General features: G+C 73.2%; 2 protein-coding genes. Both read right to left on the bottom strand.

Translation table 11 applies throughout. The annotated features are described in order from the left end of the window. Positions 1 to 399 precede the first annotated feature (399 nt). Positions 400 to 1227 carry an IS21-like element helper ATPase IstB gene (gene istB, locus WCD58_RS33515; RefSeq protein ID WP_337707485.1) on the bottom strand — a complete coding sequence of 276 codons (828 nt, stop codon included), beginning with the start codon at positions 1225 to 1227 and terminating at the stop codon, positions 400 to 402. Next, positions 1224 to 2561, bottom strand: a complete 1338-nt coding sequence (locus WCD58_RS33520) for a Mu transposase domain-containing protein (protein WP_337707486.1) — start codon at positions 2559 to 2561, stop codon at positions 1224 to 1226. Before WCD58_RS33520 ends, istB begins: the two co-directional genes overlap by 4 nt. Positions 2562 to 2727 lie beyond the last annotated feature (166 nt).

Here is a 2727-nt window from a genome sequence, read left to right on the forward strand (position 1 = left end):
TGATGACGCTGGCCGGAGTTCCCCAGAGGCGCTAGATCATCTTCCCCAGGTGAGAGATCACCTTAATGCCGTGACGGCGGGGGTGGTCAAGCTCGTCGGAGCGGGATGACGCCTGGTCCGGGAAGGGCGGGTCGGGCGGCTTCGGGGGTGGTGAGAAGGGCGACGATGCTGACCTCGCCGCCGCAGTGCGGGCAGTCCCGAACGGCTATGGGTGCCGGGGCGGATTCGGGCGAGCGGCTGTCGCTGGTGGCGCCCGGTTCGGCTCGCCGTCGCAGGTGGGCGTGCTTGCGGCAGCGGTCGGAGCAGTAGCGGTGCCGCGGCCCGGCGGGGATGAAGGTGGTCCAACAGATCGGGCAGGCGCGCTCAGATCGCCAGTCCGCCTCGTTGTCTCTGCTCGGGTCAGCTGGCATGGCTGCCTCCCTGACCTGCAGCGGAGCCGGGGCGGTGGCCCGCGGCGGCGCGCAGGGTGTCCGAGGTGCGCTGGTGGGCGCGGAGTCGGTAGGAGGGGCCGTCGATGCCGACGACGGTGGCCCGGTGCAGGAGCCGGTCGAGCATGGCGGCGGCGACGGTGGCGTCGCCGAAGGCGCCGGCCCAGTCGGCGATGCCGACGTTGGTCGTGAGGATCGTGCTCGACTTGAGGTAGCGCTGGTTGATGACCTGGAACAGCGCCGAGGCGCCGTCGCCGGGCAGCGGCAGGTAGCCCAGCTCGTCGATCACCAGAAGCCTGGGGCCGGCGAAGAAGCGCATGCAGGTGTTCCAGCGGCCCTCGAGGGCGGCCTTGTGGCACTTCGCGGCGAGGTCGGCGGCGGTGGTGAAGTAGACCCGCGCACCGGCGTCGGCCGCGCCGCGGGCCAGGGCGGTAGCCAGCATGGTCTTGCCGACTCCGGGTGGGCCGACGAACAGCACGTTGGCGGCGTCGTCGAGGAAGCGCAGGGTCGCGAGGTCGCGGACGAGTTTCTCGTCGACGCCGGGTTGGGCGGCGAAGTCGAAGTCGCTGATGGTCCAGGGACCGGGCAGGCAGGCGAACCGCAACCGGGAGGCCAGCCGGCGGGCTTCGGTGGCCTCGACCTCGATCTCGAGCAGCCGCTCGAGGGCGGCAGTCAGTGACAGCCCGTCGCGGCGGGCGGCGTCGAGGACCTGGTTGAGGTGCTCGGCGGCGTCGTTGAGCTTGAGGTAGCCGAGGTGGGCGCGCAGGTTCTGATATCGGCGAGCTTCGCTGGTGGTCACCAGGTCTCACCGGCGTTCGTGCTGGTCGCGCGGGCGGCGGCAGGAACCAGCGCGGCGTAGGCGGCCATGTCGATCACGACCCGCTCTGCTGCGCCGGTCGCCGGTGTTCCGCGCAGCCGGGCGGCCTCGGCCTGCGAGGCGTCCCCGGCGGGTCGTCGGGTCTTGCGTCGACAGGGCGGGGAGTCGGTGAACGCCTGCAGCACGCGGGCTTCCAGCGCGCGGACGTGCCCCCCATCGCGGACCGTGGCGCCGGCGCCGTTGGGGGCGCGGCGGTGGACCGCGACGGTCGCGCCGGTGGCGGTGACGATGCGCAGCTGATCAGCCCCGAGGCGGTGACGGACCACGACCTGCGCGCCAGGCATGCCCGGCGGCACCGAGTACCGGTTCCCGCGGAACGACACCAGCGCCTGCCCCGAGACCGTCCGGACCACGGCCAGCTCGGCCGGGAACGCCGCCGCTGGCGCCGCCCGCAGCCCCTCGCCCGCAGCGAGCTCGCCCACCGTGGTGCGTTCGCCGTCGCGGCGCCGGACCCGGCCGTCGAGGCGCTCGCAGAGCTCGTCGAGGCTCTGCTGAGCACCGGCGACGGTGGCGTCGTCGGGCAGGGTGCGCCACCAGCGCTGCGCGGCGGAGTGGTTGGCCTTCTCGACCACGCCCTTGCGGTTGCCGTGCCGCGGCGGACAGAGATCCACCGCCACCGCGTAGTGCTTCGCGGCCTGCGCGAACGCCGCCGACACCGTCCCGCTGCTCGGGGAGCAGACCGTGGCCATCCGGTCGAAGCGCCACCGGCGGGTCAGCCCGCCGAGCTTGCGGGTCACGCGGTCGAGGGCCTCGATCAGATGCGGGAAGTCCTCGGCCTCGGCCAGCACCGCCCGCCAGCGCCCCGAGTGCGCCAGCGACCCGACCAGCAGATGCGCCTCTCGCCCGAGCCCCCACCCCGTCGGCGGGTTCGGCAGCTCCACCCAGTCCCACTGGGTCTCCTCCCCGGCCGGATGGGTGATCACCGCGGTGTCGCGGCCCTTCGAGGCCGCGCAGGGCTCGCAGTGCGGCCGCAGCCCGTGGGTGCGGATCGCGGCGGTCAGCGACGGGTAGGAGCCGGCGAACCCGAGCCCGGCGAGCTCGTCGAACAGGGTCGAGGCCCACAGGTGGGGATCCTCGGCCAGCCGCAGCCGGCAGTACTCCAGGAACGGCTCGGTCAGCGTGGGCTCGCGGCGCACCCGCGCCTCGGGGACCCGCCGACCCTCGAGATAGGCGCGGACGGTCTTGCGGTCATGGCCCAGATGCCGGGCGATCGCCGAGATCGTCCAGCCCTGCTCGCGCAACGCGTGCGCTTCCACATCTGCCTCCCAGGACAGCACCCGGGCCTCCCGCTGCTCCGCCGGTGATCACTCACCCGCGAGCCCAGCGGCAGACCCTCACCCGGCCCCGACACCACGCCGGAACCGCCGTGCAACCTGGGGAAGTTGATCTAGCAGGAGTGGGAAGTTTCAGCTAGCGCCATCA

Origin of the sequence: Actinomycetospora flava, from assembly GCF_037400335.1 — a bacterium.
GTDB lineage: Bacteria > Actinomycetota > Actinomycetes > Mycobacteriales > Pseudonocardiaceae > Actinomycetospora > Actinomycetospora flava.